The 23,076-nt window shown below is 54.0% G+C and carries 17 protein-coding genes and 1 tRNA gene; 8 read left to right on the top strand and 10 right to left on the bottom strand.

What is annotated here, in order from left to right; genetic code table 11:
- The first annotated feature begins 11 nt into the window (after window positions 1-11).
- The gene (locus LBW89_RS03825) at window positions 12-1,007 is read left to right on the top strand and encodes an SPFH domain-containing protein (RefSeq protein WP_225038534.1); all 996 of its coding nucleotides are present in this window, start codon (window positions 12-14) and stop codon (window positions 1,005-1,007) included.
- A 400-nt stretch (window positions 1,008-1,407) separates the two neighbouring features.
- On the opposite strand, the gene LBW89_RS03820 is transcribed toward LBW89_RS03825, so the two are convergent.
- Window positions 1,408-2,346, bottom strand: a complete 939-nt coding sequence (locus LBW89_RS03820; protein WP_225038533.1) for a hypothetical protein — start codon at window positions 2,344-2,346, stop codon at window positions 1,408-1,410.
- A gap of 503 nt (window positions 2,347-2,849) precedes the next feature.
- On the opposite strand from LBW89_RS03820, the gene LBW89_RS03815 reads away from it, so the two are divergent.
- On the top strand, window positions 2,850-4,025 hold the full coding sequence (locus tag LBW89_RS03815; RefSeq protein WP_225038532.1) for a DUF5050 domain-containing protein: 1,176 nt from the start codon (window positions 2,850-2,852) through the stop codon (window positions 4,023-4,025).
- A 303-nt stretch (window positions 4,026-4,328) separates the two neighbouring features.
- Window positions 4,329-6,446, top strand: coding sequence for an ATP-binding protein (locus LBW89_RS03810; RefSeq protein ID WP_225038531.1), 2,118 nt, complete (start codon window positions 4,329-4,331; stop codon window positions 6,444-6,446).
- A gap of 87 nt (window positions 6,447-6,533) precedes the next feature.
- Here the strand turns inward: LBW89_RS03810 and fba are convergent, their stop codons facing one another.
- The 4 genes from fba to iolA all read right to left on the bottom strand — a co-directional run bounded on the left by fba (window position 6,534) and on the right by iolA (window position 11,366).
- Window positions 6,534-7,388, bottom strand: coding sequence for a class II fructose-1,6-bisphosphate aldolase (fba, locus tag LBW89_RS03805; protein WP_225038530.1), 855 nt, complete (start codon window positions 7,386-7,388; stop codon window positions 6,534-6,536).
- Window positions 7,389-7,480: 92 nt separating this feature from the next.
- Window positions 7,481-8,815: a gluconate:H+ symporter gene (locus LBW89_RS03800; RefSeq protein WP_148455029.1), complete on the bottom strand. Its 1,335-nt coding sequence runs from the start codon at window positions 8,813-8,815 to the stop codon at window positions 7,481-7,483.
- An 86-nt stretch (window positions 8,816-8,901) separates the two neighbouring features.
- Window positions 8,902-9,885 carry a 5-dehydro-2-deoxygluconokinase gene (iolC, locus tag LBW89_RS03795; protein ID WP_225038529.1) on the bottom strand — a complete coding sequence of 328 codons (984 nt, stop codon included), beginning with the start codon at window positions 9,883-9,885 and terminating at the stop codon, window positions 8,902-8,904.
- Window positions 9,886-9,902: 17 nt separating this feature from the next.
- Window positions 9,903-11,366, bottom strand: a complete 1,464-nt coding sequence (gene iolA, locus LBW89_RS03790; RefSeq protein ID WP_225038674.1) for a methylmalonate-semialdehyde dehydrogenase — start codon at window positions 11,364-11,366, stop codon at window positions 9,903-9,905.
- Between the two features lie 313 nt (window positions 11,367-11,679).
- Between iolA and LBW89_RS03785 the strand changes: the two genes are divergently transcribed.
- Window positions 11,680-12,441, top strand: a complete 762-nt coding sequence (locus LBW89_RS03785; protein WP_225038528.1) for a DeoR/GlpR family DNA-binding transcription regulator — start codon at window positions 11,680-11,682, stop codon at window positions 12,439-12,441.
- A 32-nt stretch (window positions 12,442-12,473) separates the two neighbouring features.
- Window positions 12,474-12,863 carry a tautomerase family protein gene (locus LBW89_RS03780; RefSeq protein WP_225038527.1) on the top strand — a complete coding sequence of 130 codons (390 nt, stop codon included), beginning with the start codon at window positions 12,474-12,476 and terminating at the stop codon, window positions 12,861-12,863.
- A gap of 55 nt (window positions 12,864-12,918) precedes the next feature.
- Here LBW89_RS03780 and LBW89_RS03775 read toward each other — a convergent pair whose 3' ends face one another.
- Window positions 12,919-13,824 carry an AraC family transcriptional regulator gene (locus LBW89_RS03775; protein ID WP_225038526.1) on the bottom strand — a complete coding sequence of 302 codons (906 nt, stop codon included), beginning with the start codon at window positions 13,822-13,824 and terminating at the stop codon, window positions 12,919-12,921.
- 423 nt (window positions 13,825-14,247) lie between these two features.
- On the opposite strand from LBW89_RS03775, the gene LBW89_RS27665 reads away from it, so the two are divergent.
- Together LBW89_RS27665 and LBW89_RS03765 are read left to right on the top strand one after the other, a co-directional pair.
- Window positions 14,248-15,633: an SEC-C metal-binding domain-containing protein gene (locus tag LBW89_RS27665; protein ID WP_225038525.1), complete on the top strand. Its 1,386-nt coding sequence runs from the start codon at window positions 14,248-14,250 to the stop codon at window positions 15,631-15,633.
- A 316-nt stretch (window positions 15,634-15,949) separates the two neighbouring features.
- Window positions 15,950-17,182 (top strand): hypothetical protein, encoded by a 1,233-nt coding sequence (locus tag LBW89_RS03765; RefSeq protein ID WP_225038524.1) that lies wholly within the window; start codon window positions 15,950-15,952, stop codon window positions 17,180-17,182.
- Between the two features lie 48 nt (window positions 17,183-17,230).
- Here the strand turns inward: LBW89_RS03765 and LBW89_RS03760 are convergent, their stop codons facing one another.
- The 4 genes from LBW89_RS03760 to LBW89_RS03745 are packed head-to-tail and all read right to left on the bottom strand — an operon-like array spanning window position 17,231 to window position 22,303.
- Window positions 17,231-18,067: a WYL domain-containing protein gene (locus LBW89_RS03760; RefSeq protein WP_225038523.1), complete on the bottom strand. Its 837-nt coding sequence runs from the start codon at window positions 18,065-18,067 to the stop codon at window positions 17,231-17,233.
- Window positions 18,054-19,364, bottom strand: a complete 1,311-nt coding sequence (locus tag LBW89_RS03755) for a helix-turn-helix transcriptional regulator (protein WP_225038522.1) — start codon at window positions 19,362-19,364, stop codon at window positions 18,054-18,056. The genes LBW89_RS03760 and LBW89_RS03755 overlap by 14 nt, the downstream gene beginning before the upstream one ends.
- Window positions 19,365-19,411: 47 nt before the next feature.
- Window positions 19,412-21,235 carry a DUF2201 family putative metallopeptidase gene (locus LBW89_RS03750; protein WP_225038521.1) on the bottom strand — a complete coding sequence of 608 codons (1,824 nt, stop codon included), beginning with the start codon at window positions 21,233-21,235 and terminating at the stop codon, window positions 19,412-19,414.
- 6 nt (window positions 21,236-21,241) lie between these two features.
- Window positions 21,242-22,303: an AAA family ATPase gene (locus LBW89_RS03745; protein ID WP_148455052.1), complete on the bottom strand. Its 1,062-nt coding sequence runs from the start codon at window positions 22,301-22,303 to the stop codon at window positions 21,242-21,244.
- Window positions 22,304-22,904: 601 nt separating this feature from the next.
- Here LBW89_RS03745 and LBW89_RS03740 point away from each other — a divergent pair.
- Window positions 22,905-22,988 (top strand) — tRNA-Lys (locus LBW89_RS03740).
- The last annotated feature ends 88 nt before the right edge of the window (window positions 22,989-23,076 follow it).

The raw sequence follows: 23,076 nt of genomic DNA, 5'->3' as shown, positions 1-23,076 counted from the left end.
GGATGAGGAGCATGAGCTTTTTTAGAAATCAGTTTTCGAATGTGGTGGAATGGGAAGAGTTTCGCGATGATATGATTTTCTGGAAGTGGAACAACCCCGAAATCAAAAAAGGGAGTAAATTAATCATTCGTCCCGGCCAGGACGCCGTCTTTATCAACAACGGCAAAATCGAGGGCATCTTTAAAGACGAGGGCGAGTTTCAGATCGAATCCGATATCATTCCTTTTTTATCGACATTAAAAGGGTTCAAATTCATGTTTAACAGCGGAATGCGGGTGGAAGTGCTGTTCGTCAACACCAAGGAGTTCACCGTGAAATGGGGGACGCAAAACCCGATTCTGATCCCGACGCCCCAGCTTCCGGGCGGAATGCCGATTCGAGCCAATGGAACGTTCAATTTCAAAGTGAACGACTATGTGACCCTAATCGACAAGGTGGCCGGAGTCAAATCGACCTATCTGGTGGAAGACGTGAAAATCCGCATTACCTCCGTGCTGAATCAACTGCTGATGAAGTGGATCAGCCGGGAAGGCAAGGATATGTTCAATCTCCAGGCCAACAGCATGGACATCGCGCGCGGCATTCGCGAAGACCTGGACATGGAGGTGATGGGCGACGGGCTGGCCATTACCGGATTCCAGGTGATGAGCTTCAATTATCCGCAGGAAATTCAGGATATGATCACCAAGGTCGCCTCCCAGGGGATGATCGGCAACTTGACTCAATATCAGCAGGTCAGCATGACGGACGGCATCGCTTCCGGACGAGTGCAGGGCGGCGGGGCGGCCGCGGATATGGCAGGGATGATGATGGGCATGAACCTGGCCGGCGAGATGATGAAAAACCTGAGCCAGAATCCGGCCGCGGGACAGCATCCGAATGCGATCGTGGGTACGGGTGCGGGCGCGGCGGGAAATGCCGCTACCCGTCCCAACTTCTGCCCGAACTGCGGCGCGAAGAACGAGGGGGCGAACTTCTGTCCCAATTGCGGTCAGAAGCTGGGGTGAAGTGAAGCGAATACGATAGTGTAGAGCGGCGGACCCCCAACCGATACAGGTTGGGGGTTTTTGATGAGATGTACTTCGACCGGCGGAGCCTTAACTCGTTCTAACGGAAATAGCAGCCGCTATTTCGGCATATGCGGCAGAAGTCATATTTTAACGGAAGCAGCAGCGCCTATTTAGCTCTGTGGCGGCCTTTTCTAGGACAATCTAGGGAAATAGGCGCTATTACGTCCGTTAGAATTTCCAAAAAGCGTTTTTTAGCGAAATAGCGGCTATGATTTCCGCTAGAAGTTTTGTGCTGCTGCAAAATTTGCAGAGTGCGCTGTTTTCCCTTAATTACCGCGACAGATAGCCAAAGGATCCGCTTTTGGGATTTCAGGTCCTTCGGCCGTTTAGGGCCCCTTTATTGTCTACGGAAAATATAGACCGCATTTTCCCCGGATGGAGGCAGAAGGAGAGAGGATAGCCGTTCGTTCAACTCCATCGTGAAGTTTGTGGCATTTGCATAAGCCTCGAAGTCCCCCGTGACCGCTGGATTTCTGGTACCGATTACAATGTAGGTTTCGACGGAATCCGTTTGAAAGACATGTTTCTCATAGGGGTTTCGGGGCACCGGCCAGGAGCAGACCACGACTTGGGGGCGGTATTTGTTCAAGGCGTTCTTGGCATCTATTCGTTCAATGAAATCAGGGTAGGCGATGTAATGCGCCCAGCTGTAATCATCCGTGCCCGGGCACGATACGCCCGCATTTTGCAGGAACCGCGTCAACGTTCCGTCTCCCGCCGCGATTTCAAGACAGGTCCTGTCTCCGATTAAGTTGGCGAGCTCTTTTACCAGGGGCTTGGAATAAAAACAGTAGATCCCTTTCTTATTAACCAGCGGCATTAAAATCTTCTTGTTCCCGATCAACGCCCAGCAAATATGGAACAGCCGGAGGGAGACCGGTTTTCGCTCAAACCCTTTTTTAAACAACACCTTCTGCAGCAGCGTGCCATCCCACAGGTTAAATCTTAGGATACCGGAAGACTGCTCCGAGGTGGCGGCGATGCTTAATTGTTCGATGTAGGAAATGGCGAGTCTTGCTTTGATGATGTGAGGAAGGAAGGCCTGAACGGTTTTTTCATTCATTCCGCTTTTGTGAATCTGTTGGCTGGCCATTTTGGCTAGCGCGGTATACTTAGCAATAACCGAATCCGCAAAATCCGAGGCACACTGATTTCTCAGCTTCCTCAGTTCATCCAACACCTCCTTCTGATATTCCGGAAATAGGCGTTTTAAGGCTTCCGGACTTAATTCGTTGGTAAGAATTTTTTGAGCGGTCTCTTTACTTAAGCTCCTCATATAGTGATCTCCAAATTGTGGAAAATGTCTAAATTTGTCTAGTATTATAGCAGGCTGCTATCATCCAGAAAGTGACAATTTTTGCATAAAACCTGAATGTTTGGTTTGAATTAAAGGGAGTTCTTCCCGTTAATTGGGTACGTATGCGGCCGCAGAGGCGAATTAGCTGGAAAACCTCCCGTTAATTCGCTTGAAATGGTGTATACCGGCCATAGAGCCGCGAAATAGATGGAGCTTTTCCAGCTAAATCTGATTGAAAAGCCAAGAGCGGTAGATTAACGGGATATTTTCCCGTTATTGACGTAGACTCCGGCGGTGGAACTCTATATCTACAATTGTCGGTGTTGACAACATAGTTCCGAAACTCGATGATCACATCCTTGCCAACGCCAATTCTTTAATTCAACCTGTATAGGGAGGAATTTTTCCTTTTTGCTAGAAATGACAAGGGTACATGATTTGGGGTGGAAATTTCATCCATAATTAAAGGAGGGATTTGATAGTTGATCAGAAAATTAGGCCTTATCGCGATCTTGCTCTGCGTCTGCTTGAGCGCGCTTCCCGCAGCGGCGGAGGAAAACGTTGGGGACGGAATCCAGGAGACTGCCGCGGGGGGAGACAGCTCCACGCAGGACGGATCCGCGGAGCAAAAGCAGGGCTTGCTGCCGAAGGTGGTTTACACCGGGGGGCGGGAGATTCTGACGGTCTACGCGGACGGGACTTTCGAGGTCAAGGACGTGGAATCTCAGGGTACGCCGCGGATGATCACTCCCATTGCGGAAAGCGGCGGGTATTTTTACACGGCCGGGTCCGTTTTTGATGCCTACCGGGTTCAGCGAGTCGGGCAGGACGGCACGGTGGAAAACTACGATTTCGATCCTAATGCCGGCATGTACTTGCAGTTTGCCCAGGACGGTTACCAGTATTACAATGCCAAAGGTTATATCGTCAGGGTGAGTGAGCATGAGGAGCCCGACCGGAAGAAGACCTTGGGGAAGGGGAGCCTTCTTTCGAGAGATGAAACCTATATCCGGAATCAGGAGATCTGGTTTACGGATGTCGACGGGGATTATGCGATTTATAAACTGGCGAACGGCAAGAAAACGAAACTGTCCAAAAATGATTCCTACCTTAAGGCTGTTCACAACGGCTGGATTTACTATCACTACTACGAAAACAAGCGCTGGGCCCTCTACCGGATGACGCTGAACGGCACGAATAAGCAGAAGCTGTCGGGTGACGCAGATGTGGCCAAGACGTATATCGCCAATAATAAAATCTATTATCTGGACAACCACGCCAAGGCGCTGCGCGAAATGAACCTGGACGGTACCGCGAAGCGGGTAATTTGCAAGCTTCGGACCGATGGCGTGGACATTTTCGCGGTGGAGCAGGGCAGCATTTACTTTACGGAAGAACAGCATCCCGGCAAGTCGAATCAGCAGCTGTATCAGGCGGACCTCAAGACCGGCAAGAAAAAGCTGCTGGTCAATATTCCGCTGGATTTTGATTACGGCTGGGTACGAATCAGAAATGTAGAGCCTATCGGCGACTATGTGGCATATTCCGTGGCCAACGAAGTGTTTCTGACGAAACAGGACGGCACAAGCCCTAAAAAGGTAGCGACCTTGGGAGGCGCCGGGGCCGGCAGAGATTTGCTGCACTCTAAAGCCAAATGATGCTGGGCAAAAAACATCATGACCCCCCTCATGGTGTTTTTTTGCGCCCGCCATTTACTAATATAGCCAACCTATCGCACTTATCCTCGGCCATACGCATGTATGTGTCCGCTTCCTAAGGCGGGATGCACTTTTGCGGTTTTCGGCGCTATAGTATACTGGTTTGGTAGGAATAGGATAATTATCGGGATTTTCCGAATTTTCAAGAGAGAGGATACTCCTCCGAAGGATCGAGAAAGTGGAGGCGTACGGGCTGCTCGGTGGCCGGGAGTCAGCCGAATTAGGCGAGGAGGCATGATACGTATGGAACGAGAGGAGTGCATCACTTCGCTGCTATGCACCGTTTCCGGCACGATCATCAAGATCAAGCGGGATGACTTCGGCCTGTTTGAAAGGACCGGCGGCAGCCTGATCGGGACGAGTATGTTCGCGATGATGGACGAGTCGGACGTTTCCGCCTTCAGCGGATTAGTGGAGCGGGCCCAAAACGGGCAGCCGATTTTGAACAGGCGGGTCGGTTTTAAACGGGCAGGGAGTTCCGAGCTTTTTTATGTCGACGGCGGCATGTTGGATGAACAGCTCCTGCTTGTGGTATCGGACCGGGTTAAGGATCCGTCCTGCTTTGTCCGTGAAGTGTTGGGGGCGAGCAACGAGCAGTTCAAGGCGCTCCGCGAAACGAACGAGAAGCTGGGCAGGGAGATGGCGCGGAAGCTGGAACAGGAAATGAAAGCTCTTGACGAGTTCTCCGCGATGAATAATGAGCGGGTCTCTCTGCAGCGGGAACTTGCGAAAGCCAACATCGAACTCAAGGCGGCCAAGGAAAAGGCGGAGAGCGCCGATCGGAGCAAAAGTCTTTTCCTGGCGACCATGAGCCATGAAATTCGTACGCCAATGAACGGTATTATCGCCACCGCCGAACTGCTGGCGGATTCGCGATTGGACGACGAGCAGCATAAATCGGTTTCCCTTATTATGGATTCCGGCAATTTGCTGCTCAATATTATTAACGACATTCTGGACTTGTCCAAAATTGAGGCCGGACAGATGAAGCTGGACCAAGCTCCTTTCGAGCTGCCGGAACTCGTGGAAAACGTGGTGAAACTGCTTGGCAGCCGGGCGGAGGAACAGCGAAACGAAATGAAGGTGGTTATCGATCCCAAGGTGGCGTCCCGTCTTATGGGCGACCCGAACCGGATGCGGCAGATTCTGATCAATTTGACGGGGAATGCGGTAAAGTTCACCTACGAGGGTCAAGTCGAAATTCGGGTGAGTTTGCTGGAGGACAGCGGTGTCCGTCAGCGCCTGCGCTTCGAGGTCAAGGATACCGGTATCGGAATCTCGAAGGAGAACGCGGAGCGGCTGTTTCAGCCGTTTTACCAAATCGCCAACAGCTTTTCGGCGAAATTCAGCTCGACGGGGCTTGGACTCTCGATCACCAAACAGTTGGTGGAGATGATGGGCGGCACGATCGGCGTGCACAGCAGCCCCAACGCGGGCTCGACCTTCTGGTTTGAAATCGAGCTGGAGAAATCCGAATCCCGGGGGCCGCAGGCCGCTCCGAACCGGCAAGGGAACGGGCGAGCGCTTCGGCGCATGGAGGATAAAGACTTGGACACCCTGATCCTGTTGGCGGAGGATAATGTGATTAATCAGCACATCACTACGCTGCAGCTCAAGAAGCTCGGCTTCGAACGCGTCCTGATCGCCGGGGACGGCGAGGAGGCGGTGCGGATGTGGCGCGAGCGCAGGCCCGGCTTCATCCTCATGGACAATAAGATGCCGGTGCTGGACGGATTCGAAGCTTCAAGGCGCATTCGGGAGGCCGAACAGGCGGAGGGAGGGCATGTGCCGATCATCTCCATTACCGCCAACGCTATGCAGGGCGATCGGGAGCGCTGTCTGGAGGCCGGGATGGACGATTATATCACGAAGCCCGTCCATTTGGAGATGCTTCAGGCGGTGCTGGCGCGCTTTCTTCCCGACGTGCGTGCAGAGGAAGAGGGGGAGAGCTTGACGGACGATCTCGACCTTTCCGATGCGGAAATCCTGTTGAACCGGAAGACGATAGATGATATCGCTCCGCCGCCATGGGATGAGGAAGACCGGGACATGCTGGGCAGCCTTTTCGAGATGTACTTGACGGATACGGAGGCCAAGCTGGATGAACTGCGGACAGTACTCGCCCAAGGAGATCAAGGCGGGGACCTGGAACAAATCGCCCACAACATGAAATCGGCGAGCATCAGCGTGGGCATGGTCGAGTTGGCGCGGATTCTATCCGAGATCGAGCGGTTGGCCCGCGAAGATAACGTGGAAGCCGCAAGGTCGCGGTGGGGGCGGCTTGAGCGGGTGTATCGGCAGTCCTGCCAAGCGTTTCGCGAACTGATCGGCAGCGAGAGTATGAAGATGATAAGCCAATGAGAATGAAATCAAATCCATACCGGGAAAAAAGCCCAAGCGCCGCGGATGCATGTCGGCGCTTGGGCTTTTTTGAAGGATTCCGTTCCGCTAAGCTTTCCCCACGGACCCGAGATCGGTCATAAGGGCTTTGATCTTGACCGTCAGGACCTCTTTGGCGGGGGTCATAATCACCTTGGGCTCCACCGCGGAAGGGTTGAACTGCAGCATGCTCCGGACGGAGCCGGCCCATGCGGTAATCAGTTCGGTGTTGTAATTCACTTTGGCGTGGCCGAGTTCAATGGCCTTGTGCAATTGGGCGATGGGGATTCCGGAGGCCCCGTGAAGCACCAGCGGGATCCGGACGGCCTCCGCGATTTCCCGCATCTCCCGGAATCCGAGCTTGGGCTCGCCCTGGTATTTGCCGTGAACGGAACCCAGCGCCGCGGCCAGGGCGTCTACTCCGGTCTCCGCCACCAGCCTCTGGCATTCGTTCAAATCCGCGTAAGATATTCCGCCGACCAGGCCGTCCTCCATGCCGCCGACGGTCCCGACCTCGGCTTCCACGGAGACGCCGCGCTCATGAGCGTATTGAACGACCTCTTTCGTATGCCTGATATTATCGGCAATGGGGCCGTGGGAGCCGTCGAACATGACCGAGCTGAATCCCGCATCGATCGCCTGCTTGCAGCGGGAGACGGAGGAGCCGTGATCCAGATGGAGAGCAACGGGAACGGTGACCTGCTGCTCCTCCATAATGGAGGCGACCATCGCTTGGATCGTTTTAAAGCCGCCGAGGTAATCGATGAGGCGGTCCGATGCGGCCAGAATCACCGGCGATTTCGTTTCTTCGGCCGCTTGCAGAATGGCTTGCACCCACAAAAGTCCGTTGATGTTAAACTGGCCGACGGCATATCCGCCGTCCAGGGCCTTCTTCAGCATGGATGTCATGGAGATTAGAGCCATGAGTGATCTTCCTCTCTATCCGGTTTCTATATTTCTTAGCGATCGCCTTTATCCTTAGCCGTTGAGCCGTGTTTCGCTTCACGGGCTTCATGCTACATGAACAAGCTTAGAAGCATGACGCATCCCAATCCGGTTACGGACAGCACCGTCGTCAGCAGCGTCCAGGTTTGGAACGTCTGTTTCATGCTGAGCCCGAAATATTCCTTGATCATCCAGAAGCCGGCGTCATTCACATGGCAGGCGATAACGCTGCCCGCTCCGGTAGCCAGTACCATGAGGGCGGGATCTACCGTCCCGGCCACCATCATCGGCGCTACCAGGCCGGCGGTCGTCAAAGCGGCCACCGTGGCCGAACCCAGGCACAGCCGGAGAATCGCGGCGATGATCCAGGCGACCAGCAGCGGCGACATATTCGAATTGCTGAACAAGGTGGCGACGTAATCGCCGACGCCTCCGTCCACGAGCACCTGCTTGAAGGCGCCGCCGCCGCCGATAATCAGCAGCATCATGGCGATTTGGGCAATCGACTTGGACAACGATTCGCTCACTTCCTTCATGGAGATGCCGCGCGAGCGTCCCATGGTGTAAATGGCGAGCAGCAGGGAGATCAGCATCGACGTTCCGGGATTACCGATGAAGACCACGATTTCCTTCAAGGTATTGTCGGCCGGGAAAATCAGGGTATAGATGGTGGACAGCCCCATAAATATCACCGGAAAGAGCGAGGTTAACACGCTGATTCCAAAACCCGGGGTTTCCTCGAGCTTGAATACCTTCCGCTCTCCGAGGGCGCTGATGTTTCCGGCTTTTTCGTAGGCGGTCGGGAAGAATTTCATCGCAAACTTGTTGAACAGCGGGCCGGCCACGATCGTCGTCGGGATCCCGACCAGAATGCCCAGCAGCAAAACCTGTCCGATATTGGCGTTATAAGCGACCGATATCGCCGTCGGTCCGGGATGAGGCGGCAGAAAAGCATGCGTGACATTAAGCGCCGCCGCCATAGGGATTCCGAGGTACAGGAACGGCATTTTCAATTCTTTGGCGATGGCATATACGATCGGGATGAGCAGAACCAGGCCCACCTCAAAGAAGAGGGCGATCCCGATAATAAACGATGCGATGACTACCGCAATTTGAATGCGCTTTCTACCGAAGCGCTCGATCAGGGTGGTGGCGATCCGGTAGCCGCCCCCCGCATCGGAGACCAGCTTGCCCAGCATGGCGCCGATCCCGAAGACCAGGGCAAGATGACCGAGCTGACCGCCGATGCCCTTTTCGATGGTGGAGATAATCTGCGACAAGTCCATACCCAGGCAGACCGCCACAATAACGGAGGTAATGACCAAGGAAATAAAGGTGTTCAACTTCAGCTTCATGATCATGAACAACAACAGCAGTACGCCGATGGCTACAATTAGAATTGGCATGGGGTTGCCTCCTAGATAGTCTGTCTGGAATGAGGTTTACAGGTTGAAGCGCTTTCTAAACTCCGACCATGATACACCGCCGCCCCTTAGCCGGATAGTCCGGCTTGGGCGGCGATCAGCGCTTCGATTTCGGAAACGGTCGGCATGGCCTCGGAGGAGCTGTGCTTGCTGACGACGATGGCGGCGGAAGCGCTGCCATACTGCAGGGCGGTTTGAATGTCTTTTCCGGTCATCAGCGCGTACAGGAAGGCCGAAGCGTAGGAATCGCCGGCACCGAAGGTTTTGAGCACTTTGCTTCGGTAAGCTTTGCCGCGGTATATCTCGCCTGTCTTCGTATAAGCATAGGAGCCGTCAACGCCATGTTTGATTACGATGAGCCGGGCTTGATGATTAAACAAATGACGGACGGTATGTTCATTGTCGCCTTTGCAGCTGTCCATCATATCGAACTCGTCGCGGGTTCCGATAATCACCTGGGCCTGTTCGGCAACCAGGGAGTAGTAGATCGAAGTTTCCTGAAGGGACTTCCATGTATAGCCGCGGTAATCCAATTCAAAAATGATCTCGACCTCATGTTTTTTCGCATAGGCGATCGCCTGGAACACCGCCTCGCGGGAAGGGCTTTGGGCCAGGGCCGTACCCGAAACCAGCAGGGCTTTGGCCTGGCGGATATAGTCCTCGTCCACTTCTTCAGGGCGCAGGTATAGATCGGCCGCTCCTTCGCGGTACATCAGAATGCTGCACTCCTCGGGGCTCTTGATCTCCGTAAAAGCGAGCCCGGCCTTATGCCCCTCCTGGTCGACGACCATCCGGGAGGTATCTACCCCGGCGTCTCCCATAAATTTTCGGATAAACCGGCCGTGCTGATCATCCGGGATTTTGCCGATAAACCCGGCTTTCAGGCCGAGCTTGGCGCTTCCGATCGCGATATTGGCGGGAGAACCGCCGACATATTTGGAGAAGGTCAGCGTTTCTTCCATGGGCCGGTTATATTCCACCGCATTCAGATCAATGCAGGCGCGTCCGATGGCAATCACATCGTAATTTTTGGATGCTATGGATTGTTGCATGTCGTTCGTCCCCTTTGTTATTCGAATGAAGGCTTAGGATACCGTGCCGTAACCACTTTCTTCCGCGTATAGAAGTCCACGCTGTCCTTCCCGTTGGCATGAAGCGTTCCATAGAAGGAAGACTTCCAGCCGGAGAAGGGGAAGAAGGCCATCGGTGCCGGAACGCCGAGGTTGATGCCGAGCATGCCGGCGTCGATATTTTCCCGGAAGTACCGGATGGCCGATGCGTTGTTCGTGAACAGGCAGGCTCCGTTGGCAAATTCCGAACGGTTGGCGATTTCGACGGCTTCCTTCAAGTTCTTCACGCGGATAATCGACAGCACCGGCGCGAAAATTTCATCCTTCCAAATGGTCATATCGGTGGTCACATGATCAAAAATCGTCGGACCGACGAAATAGCCGTCATCCGCTTCGGGATGTCTTCCGTCGCATACCAGAGTGGCTCCTTCGGAAATCCCTTTTTCGATATATTGGTGGGTCCGCTTCAGATTGTCCTCACGGATAACCGGTCCCAGAAAAACCCCGTCCTCCAGGCCGTTGCCGATCTTGATGTTTTGCGCCCGCTCTTTGAGCTGCCGGATGAACTCATCGGCGATGCCTTCTTCCACCGTGACGACGGCACAGGCCATGCACCGCTCCCCGGCCGAACCGAAGGCCGCTGAAATGATGTTGGTGAGCGTTTCGTCGAGGTTGGCATCATTCAGCACAATGGTGTGGTTTTTGGCCCCGGTCAGCGCTTGAACCCGTTTCAGGTGCTCGCTGCCTTTTTTGTACACATATTCGCCGACCGGCTTGGAACCGACAAACGAGATCGCCTTGATTTCCGGATGCTCCAGAATGCCGTTTACGACATCATGTGCCCCGTAGACTACGTTAAAGACGCCTTTCGGCAGCCCGGCTTCCGTCAACAGCTCGACCAAACGCTCGGTGAGCAGCGGCGTCCGTTCCGACGGCTTCAGGATAAAGGTGTTGCCCAAAGCGATCGCCATCGGGAACATCCAGCAAGGCACCATCATCGGGAAGTTGAAAGGCGCGATACCGCCGACAACGCCGACCGGATAGCGGTAATTAACCGCTTCCACATCGGTTGCGATTGAGGCCAGCGAATCACCCATCATTAATGAGGGGGCGCCTGCCGCGAATTCAACGTTTTCGATCCCGCGCTGTACTTCGCCAAGGGCTTCGGTAAGGTTTTTGCCATTTTCCAGAGTAATGAGGCGGGCCAATTCGTCCTTGTGCTCCGTAAGCAGTTGTTGATAATTAAACAGGATTCTGGCCCGCCGGGGAACAGGAACATTCTTCCAACCCTCAAAAGCCTGTGCGGCTACGCCCGCGGCCTCCTCAATATCCTCCTTCGTGGAAATGGGAACGTAGGCGATAATTTCTTTGGTCGCCGGATTAACAACGCTTTCATATCGCCCGGTGCGGCTCTCTTTCCAGGCTCCGTTTACATAGTTGCGCAATCTTCTGGCTTCGGTCATCATGCCCATCCTCTCTATTATTTGTAAAAAGACGCCCTCTTCGGACCAGCCTGTGAAGGCGCTTTCCGGAAATGCCGGGTCTTTCGTTTCAGCGGGTCCATAAGCAAAGGTGCAATCGCAAGACTTAAAACTTGATTGTGTTGTTTTACTCACCTTTTGGGTATCTTTTGAGTAAATATTATTATTATAATGATTATATGTCAACAGAAATTTATTAAGTGATTGTAAACTTAGGTAATTGTTGATTACATTTTGGTTATATGTTATCTTTTTTATGAGATTAATAGTAATAGAATAGGAACGGAGCATAACCATGAGAGAGAGACGTTTGCAGGAATTGGAGGACTACATTCATTCGCTGGGAACGATATCGCTGGATGAGCTGTGCGAGCATTTTCGGGTCTCGAAGAACACCATTCGCCGGGACATTCAAGTTCTGCTGGAGAAAGGAACCGTTCAAAAAGTATACGGTGGCGTGACCTCGCTTTCTCAAGGGCTAATCCCTTTTGAAAATCGGGACACGACCAATAAATCGGTGAAACGGGCGATCGCCCAGCGGGCGGCCGAGTTCGTGGAGGGAAACGAGCTGATCTTCATCGACTCCGGTACGACGACCCGGAATCTGGTCGAATATTTGCCCCGCACGGCCAAGCTAACCATTCTGACCACCAGTTTGGATGTCATTAACGCCGCGTCCCATTTGGACAATATATCCCTCTTGGTTTTGGGAAACATGTATAAACGGGACACGAAATCATTCGTCGGGAGCGACGGGCTGCTTTTATTGGACAAATACAATATTAACAAGGCTTTTATGGCCGCAACGGGCGTCTCGATCACCAGCGGTCTCACCAATTCCGACGTGTTGGAATACGAGATCAAGAAGCGGGTGGCCGAGAAGGCGAATCAGCTGATCCTGCTGGCGGACGCGTCCAAATTCGGCCGTTCCACCCTGCTGACCTACTCGCCGCTGGATAAGGTGGATGCGGTCATTACCTCGCCGGGAATCCCGATGGAGTATGCAACCTATTGCGAAGAATACGGCATTGCCGTCCATATCGCCGAAGAAGAGTAGAGCACAGAAATATTGAAGGAGGGCGAATTATTATGCCGTTATTGCGTTTTGATGTGATTAAAGGAAGAGATGAAGCTAGTTTGCGCAAACTGCTGGACACGGCACATGAAGCGATGGTGGAGGCGTTTGGCGTTCCGGTCCGCGACCGCTACCAAATCGTTCATCAGCATGAACCTTACGAGCTGGTGATTGAGGATACGGGCCTCGGTTTTACCCGCAGCCGGGATGTGGTGCTCATCAGCATTGTCAGCAAGACCCGGACCGTGGAGCAGAAACAGAAGCTGTACGCGCTGTTGGCGCAGAGGCTTGAGGCGGAATGCGGCCTTTCTCCGCAGGACCTCATGATTTCGATCACCGAGAACGGAGAAGCCGATTGGAGCTTCGGGCTGGGAGAAGCCCAGTTTTTGACGGGCAGATTGTAGATTGGACTCACGAAAAAAAAGTCCCCTCGACCCATAAGGTTGAGGGGGCTTTTTGCTACACTTGGACTTTGACCACCGGCGTACATAAAAAAGTCAGTTGCAATTCGGGGGGAACGCCGTGGTTTTGATACCATTCGTAATTGGGCCTGGAAGGGTCCGCCCGCCAGCCGCTGTTCGGCAGCCATTCCTGCATCCAGCGGTCCCAGGTCGGGCCGATTTCCTCCGAGGAACCGAAGTGAACGGTTACGGCATACAACCCTTCGGGGATCGTGTATTCGTCCAATCCATACCGATTGTCGAAGTCGGGGCTTACGGCCATGGCGGCGTAAGACATTTTGTCCTCCACCGGTATCGCGTCGGCATGATCCGGGAACACGGACATCATTTCCTTAGCCTGTGCGTATAGACCATGCTGTCCAAGAATTTGGTGGAATTGCTCCCACACCCGGGGCAAACCCCAGTAGTCCCCGACATTTCGCAGGCCGACGATGCGTTTTGGGGCAAAAGCGGTGATTTTCGTCTGCATGATATTCACTCCTTCGGGATTGAGGTAGAACCAATAGGCAGGTCGATGCTCACTGTAGTGCAGGCCCGCGGAGGAATGGAGAACGCCATTCCAAAACGGCAGCCTTCTCGCTTCGCTGGGCGTCAAGCCATAGATCCGCTTGAACGCCTTGGTGAACGCCTCCGGCGTCTCGTAGCCCGAGTCCAGCGCGATGGTCGTCACATCGGCCGAGGAGTGCCGCAGGAAGTGCATCGCCCTTTCCATCCGCAGCCGCTTCAGGCACGCGTGCACATTCTCCCCGGTAAGCTCGCGGAACTTCCGGTGAAAATGATAGGGCGAGGCATGGACCTCCTGCGATATTTGGCGGAAATTCAGCGGTTCATCCAGCGCACCCATGATTCGGAGGATGGCTTCCTCCACTCTTCGGTGCCAGTCGATCTTCGTATTGGTTCTCATAACACCTCTCATGATAATCCTAAAGGGAGAGTTTGACCTGTCCGCGGTTGCGGATTTGTGTAACAGCTCGTTTTTTCAAATTAACGGGAAAACCTCCCGTTAATTTGGTGCCTATGTGGCTGCAGAGGTGAATTACCTGGAAAATCTCCCGCTAATTCGTCCGAAATGGCCCTTTTCTTAGGCCGAGGCGCGAATTAGATGGAGTTTTTCCAGTTAATCGGACTCAAGGGTCAAGAGCGGCAAGTTTAACGGGAGTTTTTCCCGTTAAATTCTACATATCGGCAAAGCTCTCCTTCCTCTGATAGGTATGACATTGAAACTTCGTTTTCCAACGCGCAAATAGTAGAATAGAATAGAATAAGTTGGAACTTGTAACACATAGTCAAGCAGGAGCAAATAGTATTAACGAGAGGATGTAATATAGTGCCAGCCCCGAATGCGCAAATTTCTCCCAGACTGATTTCATTATTAGCGGATCGACCTTTGTCGGATATCCCCGAAAGTCCGTCTGCGTCTCATCTTCCGGGAGCCCTGACCAAGCTCATCAATAGAAACCGGAAGAAGTTTGAAGCCTACTCCGAGCCCAATAAGCAAACTCTGATTTGCGGCCACTGCGGCAGACAAGGCCAGTATGATCTTGGACAGATCTTGTTTGATCCAGAACAACAGGGGCGGGATGCCGAGGAATCTATAACGGCCGACTCAGCGGCGAACGATGGAGATATGTTCAAACATTTTCAAGCAACGGGCTACTTTCGCTGCAAGCATTGTAATGGTGCGGGGAACTGGGCTGTAAAGAACCCGCTTTTTCTTATGGTTTACCTGCTAAAGATGAAGGCCGACCCCATGGAAGAGCAGGCGAATTTTAGGATAGGAAAAACGGCCCTTCACGACGGAATCTCTTTTCAATGGGTGACCGATGCGGAAGAGCATCTGCTCGATTTGCTCGCGGACCCGGACCCTAAGCAGGCCGGATTCCTGTGGAACCGCTTAGGCAACCTGTATATACAAGGGAGAAGACCGGAGCTGGCGGCCGCGGCCTTCGAAAAATCCCTTCAGGCCGATCCGGCTCAAGCCGAATCCCACTTCAGTCTGGGACTGCTGTTGGATCAAATTCGTGAAAACGAGAAAGCGGCCTACCACTATAAGAAGCATTTGATCAGCGCCAAATATGATCGAAGAATGGATATCCTCGATTTAAGGCAGATGATGGCTGTGGCACTGCAGGCTCTGACCGGGATCCATCTGCGGACCGATGGCGGCATTGAAATCATGCCGACAAAGGAGGATATCGCTGTTTTGGACCCGTATGGAGAGACCGCAGCGGGTTTCGGTTTGGCGGAAGATAATGGCGAAACGTTGCCTGAGCATTTGGAAATGGATTTCGATCTTATTCCGGATCAGTTGGAATCCTTTTATCCGGTAGCTGAAATGTACTTGGGGAACAGGAGGGAGGAGATACCGGAAAAGTATCGGACTTTTGACGCGATGATCGCCAAAACACGAAAAGAGGCTGAGGCCCAGCCGGAGAGCAGGTCAGCGGCACGCCAGGCCAAATCCGGTAGAACAGTCATCGTAACCGTTAAATCGGAAGAACAGGCCGCTAAAATCTCCCGAATTTGCGAAAAATACGATTTGGAGTGTATCATAGGGATCGAATTTTTCGAGGATTTAAGCGATTTACGAAAGGCGTTGACCGAAAAGCTGTCTCCGTCCAATATTTATGAACCTTGTCCCTGCAACAGCGGCAAGAAGTTCAAATTCTGCTGCGCAGCCAAGCTGAAAAAGTTTGATTTGGATGAGTTTTGAAGAAAGTAGCCAGGGACACACGGCTTTTTGATCAGATTAACGGGAATTGTTCCCGTTAATCTGATGCCTATGCGGCCGCAGAGGCGAATTACCTGGAAAACCTCCCGTTAATTCGCCGGAAACCATGTGTATCGGTGTTTGGGCCGTAAATTAGATGGAGTTTTTCCAGTTAAATCGGAATCAAGGGCCAGGAGTGGAAAATTAACGGGAGGTTTTCCCGTTATTTAACTGGAAACTGGTTAAGTATGAAAATGAAAATAGTGCAGATTTCAGTTGTAACTTAAGGCGTTTATGTTAAGAAAACAGGAGGGCTACCATGCCGGAACATCCGCAATTCAAGGAATTTAAGGAGCAGCTCAAGGCGTTGATTCGCCGCCATTCGGACCGGGGCTTCTTGCCTTACGGCGGCAGTAATCGGGTCGGTGCGGAAATGGTGGCGATCCTGGAACAAGCCGAAGCTATGGACGACCCCGTCCTGGCTTTTGATATCGAGATTATGTTGGTTAAGGAAGGAATCAAACTTCTTTCCCACGCCGATGATTCATCAGGGTCCCTGGGAGAAGCGATCCGTTTCAGCAGCCAAGCGCTTGCCGCCCTATGCGAGACGGCGGATGAAGCTAACCGGAAATACTTTTTCGAAACCCTTCTCAAGACTGCCAAACTTCAGGGAATGAGGGATTGGGCCGATTTTGGCTTTCGTCTGTTAAAAGCCGCGGTCGTGTTGGTTCGCGATGAAAAGCAGGCGCAAAAAGTCTACGAGGTGTGCGGAAGTTTCGGGACAACGTTTAGCGGCTCCAAATATCCGGATGAGCATTTAATCACTTATCAGATTGTGGAGCGGCTTGAGGGACCGGAGGCGTCAGACCGGTACCTGATGGAGAATCTGGAAGTGTTCGAGGTCAGGGAACTGGCCGTCAACAAGGCGTTGGAAAGAAAAGACTATGCGTTGGCCGAGCAACTATGCGTTCAGGCGATGTCCCAAAGAAAAGAGTGGGGTGACCGCAATCTCAAATGGGCCCAATTCCTGGAGTCGATCTATACGGAAACCAACGACTCAGAGAAGCTGGAGGGGGTTGTTCATTACATCCTGCTCCTTGGCAAAACATTGTATTACCCGAAGCTTAAGCTGCTTTATGAAGCGAAGGGGATTTGGGAGCAAAAACGGGAGCCGCTGCTGCAAGAGCTTTCCACAAAGCTTATGTCTCAGGATTACGCCTCCCTGCTGAATCAGGCCGGAGAGTTTGAGAAGTTGCTGGACCTTCTCCGTGAGCGCAAGTATCTAATTCAGTACTACGGGAAGCGGGTAGCCAAGGATTTTCCGGAAGAGACTTATCTTCTGTATGAGGCGTTTATTTTGGATCAAGCGAAGGAGGCGACGGAGCGAAGAAGGTACAGGGAAACCTGCAAGCTTCTCCAAGAATACTTTGAGGCGGGTGCCCGGGAGGAGAGTTTGCGGTTGCTGGACCGGTTGAGTGAGATGTATCCGCGGCGCCCGGCCATGCAGGACGAACTGGACAAGCTCAAGAAGAAGCTGGAGAAGCGGAAATAGCGGAGATCCTTTCCTTCAAGCACAAGGATCTCCGCGCCGCTCTCGTTTTTACGAGGACAACTCCACCTCATCGGCATTGGGACTAACCTCGTCCCCGTACCGCTCCAACGCTTTGGTGGACGCCTCCAGCATTCTCCGCTTCAAGTAGTCGCCCTCCAGAATCCGCACCCGTTTGCCGAGAAAACGGATTTTGGACAGGAGATACTCCACCTCGTCCCCCAGAACGCAGACGCGGAGGCGATAGGTGCCTTGCTCTTCATCGTATTCGACGGTTTTCTCGAAGCAGGAAAAAGCGTACAAAATGCGCGACAACTCTTTGTGGTATTCCCGGACCACCTCCAGGACGGTTTCCGTCTTTCGCGAGTCCAGCGTCCGGGCGATTTCCTCATAGACCTGGTCGGCGGCGGCCGGGTCCAGCGGTTCGGGGGCGATGGAGATCAATTTGCTCAGCCGGGTGCTCATGAGGGCATGGCGGCGCAGATCGTACCAGAGCAGATACCATTCTCTTTTGACCATGGAATATTCCAGCTTGTAAGCAAGCCCCGAACGGTCTGGCTGTACCCGGCCGCGCTTGACCTGGAACGAGATCCGGATGCCGCTCCGCTCGACGATATGCCGGCGAAGGATGCGCAGCAGCGGATGATAAACCTGTTTCTCCGCGCTTTTCGCCTTTTCGGTCAGATAATCGGAGGTGGTCAGCTCCTCTACGCTTTGCAGCAGTCCCTGCAGCTTTTGCCGGGTTTCCGGGGTAAAGGCCTCCTCGGCCGCCGGATGCTTCAGCATTTTTTTCAGCCAGGCCCGTTCGTGCGCGGTGACCATAAACGTGCCGGAATCGTCCAGACGGGAGATGACCTGGTAGTTAAAAATTTTCTCAAACGGATTCATAATAGGCCTGAATCTCCTTCCACTCGGCAATCATTTCGCGGCGAAAATAAAGCGGTTCGAGCACCTCGCAGCTGGAGCCGAAACTCCGCAGCCACGGCTTGATTTCGGTCGTGCCGTTAACCTTGATCTCGTAGATGAAGCTCTCCTCTTCCTCGGCGACGATTTGCCCCCATTGACCTTGCAGCAGGACGCGCTCCCTGACAAAGTTGGGTTCGAAATGACCGGGATTGAAAAAGCGGGCCCGCACCGTAACCGGCCGTCCGGTATCGAGCAGCCAGCTGTACCTCATCCTCTCCTCCAGTGCGGCCGCTTTCTCCGCAAATACCTGCTCGGCCACCGCGTCCTCCTCCTCGAGCTGGGTCATCCCTTCCATCCGGTATTTGCGGATGCCCTCTCTACCGGAGGCGAGCAAATACCAGCGCCCGTATTGGTGATCGTAAACGACCTTCAGGGGGAGGGTCTTCTCCAATTTCCCTTCCGATTCCCGTTCGAACAAGGGATTTGTATTTTGCGCGGCGTAGCTTTTGTCGGCTTTGGGCGAAAAATACAAAAACCGCACCCGCCGCCGGTGCCGGATCGCGTCCAGAAGCGTGAACAAATGCGCCTCATCCAGAATCCGCGAATAATAGTGGTATTTATACAAAAAATGGTCCAGGGCCAGTGGCTCGGCCTGGTTTCGCAGCAGGTGCTTCTTTAGGCCGTCGCGGAGAAGATATCCCTGGACGGAGGGGATCTGCGTATTGGCCATCACATCCACGAAGTCGTACAGGTCGTAAAGCTCCTCCTCCGTCAATTCCCGCACCAGGTCGTTGTCCAACCGATAGCGGTAGGGGCGGGAGGCGGATTCCTTGCGGATGACACCGACCTCTTCCAAATATTTCAGATCCGACCGAATCGTCTTCTCGTCGGGGAGCGGGATGTCGGCGGGGAGGCTGCCGCAGCAGTAGTCCATCAGCTCCATCGCCGTCAGCGCCTGGTCGTTCAGCGCGGCCAGAAGGAGCGAGTAGCGCACCGATTCCGATCCCTTCAGCGATTTCGCCCGGAACAAAAAGAGCAGCATCGGGTCAGCCGACTCGTAGTAATTAAAGCGGATCGCCTCCGCGAATTCCTTGCTCTGCTCCTGCGGCAGCTGCTGATACATCGTGCCGACGATATCCTTCAGCCGGCGCAGCGTCTTGTCGAACGTATGGACGGAGATGCCGAGACGTTCGGCGAATTGCTGCCTGCTGTAGGCCCCGCTGGTCAGCACGAGCATCCGCAGAAACTGGATTTCCTTATCGAAGCTTTCTTTTGCCACCTCAACCACCTGTTTCCTGATTATGTATAATCCTATTTTAACAGGCGTCAGTCCATTCGGAAAACTTTGCCCTTGGGCACGAAGGGAAGATGGCTGCCTTTCGGAATCAGGAAAGCGTGCTCGCGGCGAATGCTCACCCGATCGCAGTAGCCGTCCGTGATGATCAACAACGGGCCGCTTTTCGGAAAATCCCCGGCATGCTCGAGCAGATCAATGGCCGGCTGCAGGATCGTTCCGCCCCTGCCTTTGACGGAGACGCGGTCCGCAATCGCTTCCGGCGCGAGGTATCCTTGATCATAGACGGCCGCGTCGCAAAACACGACCCGGACGAGCGGCACATCCCGGGCCATGCTGTAGCTGGCGATCGCCCCAAGGGCCTTGCCCAGCAGCTTGGTGTCCATGGAACCGGAGGTGTCCAGAACCACCCCGAAGGTGCGGCCGTCCTCGGCTCCCGCATCCGGCACCCAGCGGGGGCGGGGAATATCGGGGGTGGACGCTTGCCGGCGGCTGATCCTGGCGTAAGTCCGGACTTTTTCCAGCGGGGAAAAATAGTTGTCGAACCACTTCGCCAGTTCCACGTCCCACAGGATCGGGGGCTGGGACAAGGCCCGGATCTCCTCGATCAGACCCGCCGGCAGGAAGCCCCGGTTTTGGTCAAAATGATAATCGAGCCCTTGGCTAAGACAGCTCCGATAAAATTCATCCAGTGTCAGCCCGTCTTTTCGGTCCCACCAATCGGGGACCTTCGGCTCCAGAATATCGCCCGTTCCGACGCCGCGAAAAGTCGCGACTTTCCGGTACAGCCGCATGTCCGTGACGATCCGGTCGTAAACGGATTCCGCCGACAGTCCTTTAAGCTCCGGGTCATGCAGGCCTCCCACCCGCGGAAAGGCGCCCAACCCCATTTCCATAAGCCACCCGTTGATGACATAGTCGCAGGCGACATTCCACAGATAGGGGTCACGCCCTTCCGCGCGGGCATGGTGCCGTAGTCCGACGTGCAGAAATTCGTGGGCGAGCACAAAGCGGCATTCCTGCTCGTCCAGCCCGGCTGCAGGGTTGACGTAGATTTCCTTGGCCTCGGCATCGACGGCGGCCACCGAAATCGACAGGCGGGTGCAGAGCAGAGGATCCTCAATGATCCGGAAGTCCGCCGCCATCGCGCCCATCAGCGGGTAACTGCTGACAAACCAGTTGCGGGCTTTCATAACGGGCGTCAAAACATCGCGGTTTGCGCCGAGGTAAGCTTCATACCCCGCCGATACGTTGACCGCGCTCGTCACGGCCATGGCGAGCCCTTTACCCAACAAATCCTGCCAGTTGACGTTCTTGTTACCCCAGTAAGAGCGGTCGGAAGCCTTGGAGCCTAGGAGCATGTCCTGATGTCCGGGACCCGCAGTGCCGAGATTATGAAAGGAAAGGGGAAGCCCCTGGTCGATGAAGCTGTGATAGAGATCTTCTTCGGCCCCCTTTCCGGAAGGGATCTCTACCGACCCGTTCATCCCCTCAGGGGGCTTGCCCAGCCGCATATCGTATAGAAACTTGGCGATAAAAGCGTCGCAGGCCGTGTTCCACATGTCCTGCCGTTCCATTACCTTGAAATGCCCGAAACCTAGATGCAGAAGAGCATGGGCCAGAATGTAAATCCATTCTTCGGGCAGGGCCCTGCGTTTCGGATGAACATGGATATACCCGCTGCTTGTCGTGACCGCCCAGCCGTTATCCGGGCAGAGATTGCCCTCCATGCGCACAAAATGAGCGTGCGACGCGAGCGGGGCAAACATCGGGTGACGGGAGATAAGCCGCAGCCCCTCCTCATAAGCCCGTGTGGCCGGGTCCATTTCTCCGGATTTTTGTTTTTGTTTTCCCATAATCGATCAGGCTTCCTTCTTCTGTACAAGTCTGGGCAAGTCCCGAACGATCTCCACCAGGAACCAATCCGGCAGACTCTCGCCGGCTTCGTCCCTGGCCACGGCCAGTTGGGCGATTTCGAGACTGATCGCGCTTAAATTTTTGAGCAGGGCCTTGGCGCGGTGGGCCAGCTTCTTATGATGTTCGGCGAGCGCGTCCTTGGATTCCGGCAGCTCCTTGATCAGGTGAGCCCGGAAAGACTGGGCCATAAAGTAAAGCACATCCCGGTCCTCCGGCTGGTGGGGCCAGTTCGCTCCGCCTTCGATAATCTCATGCAGCTTGTATTTATAATGGCTTTGCTTATAAAAAGCCTTCAGCTGCCCGGCGTGATGCGGCGATAGACAGCCCGTAGCAAGCACTTCCAGGGTATCCGGCCGCAGCCGATCCCCGTATTCCTTCAGCGCATCGCTTAACATATGCCACGATCTTGGCGTGGAGAACGGTTCCTCGTGCTTCGGCGGCTGAACCCACAGATGATCCGGGCGCGTCTCGATATATTGAATGACCAGGGGGTGGAGCTCGTTCTCGTAAGCCCACTCCAGCCATTCGCGGTGGGAAACCTTAAGCTGCACATGAAACATGCGGTTCATGAGCGCGGACGACATCGGCTTCACAATCGCGCTGTCCTGCGCCCGGTTTCCGGCTCCAATGACGACCGAGCCTTCCGGCAGACGGTATTCGCCGACGCGTTTTTCCAGAATCAAGCTGTAAAAAGCTTTCTGTACCTCGTGCGTGCAGGCGTTCAACTCATCCAGAAACAGGCAGTACGGCTCGTTTCGGGCGATCATGCTCGGCGGGCAAAACCGGCTCACCCCGCCGACGATTTGCGGCACCCCGATGAGGTCTTCCGGTGCCAGCTGGCTGCCGAGCAGCGAGACGCAAGGCAAGCCGACCAGATCGGCAAACCGCTGAACCAGCGAGGATTTTCCCACGCCCGGCGGCCCCCAGATAAACACCGGGCGGACGACGGCTACGTTTAATAGCAGCTCCATTAATTGCTTGGATGTTACAGAGGATGAAATATTCATGCTTTATAATGATTTCCTTCCCTAAAAATTAACGTTATGAACATGATACCATAGGGTCCTTGAGGCGCAGGCCCGAAAAGATGGCTATACCCGTTTTGTCCCAAAAGGGGCCGGTTGCCGCGGACGGGACGGGGAGGAACCTTGGTCAGCGGTCGGCTCCTCATTGGAGTTGTAATTAACCCGAGAGGGCTAACGCCTGTAACAGCCTTCCTCTGAACCCGGGCAGGGGGATAAGTGAATAAGGGCCTTTTGCGGCGCTATTTTGTTGAATTGGGCTCTTTGGCGTGAAATAGCGGTCATTTGGGGCCTTATTTTAGGGAAAAGCGGGCCGAAAACCGATTTTTGGGCTCGCACCAGAGAAATAAGGCCCTTTTTGGCCGCTATTTTTTCCGAAAACGCAAATCGGGCCGAAATAGCGGCCCAAAACGCCGCTATTGTAGCGGGCGGCCGGGCGGACCGGGGAATTGGCGGTTCGGATCGATCGGCTTGTCACCATCCCCCTCAAAAACCGGCTAAATTTTCCCCTCGTAATACTTTCGCCATGTTCGCGAAGCGAAAAATCGGCGAAGATAGGTTCACAAGGTCATCGCCGCAAGGGGACGGCCGAGTGAGATCTTCGAGGCGCCTGGACGGGATCCTTCGCCTTTTAAGCGACTGGCCGTTGGTTCGAATCCAACTTCCGCCTAACGGCGGAATAGCTCAGAGGTAGAGCAGTTTATGTGACCTGTCCGCCTTTTTCCTCGAAGATGAGTTGCATCAAATGCAGGAACGCG

Source organism: Paenibacillus sp. alder61 (genome assembly GCF_020179875.1).
Classification (GTDB): Bacteria; Bacillota; Bacilli; order Paenibacillales; family Paenibacillaceae; genus Fontibacillus; species Fontibacillus faecis.
This window is presented reverse-complemented; position numbering and strand designations above follow the sequence as displayed.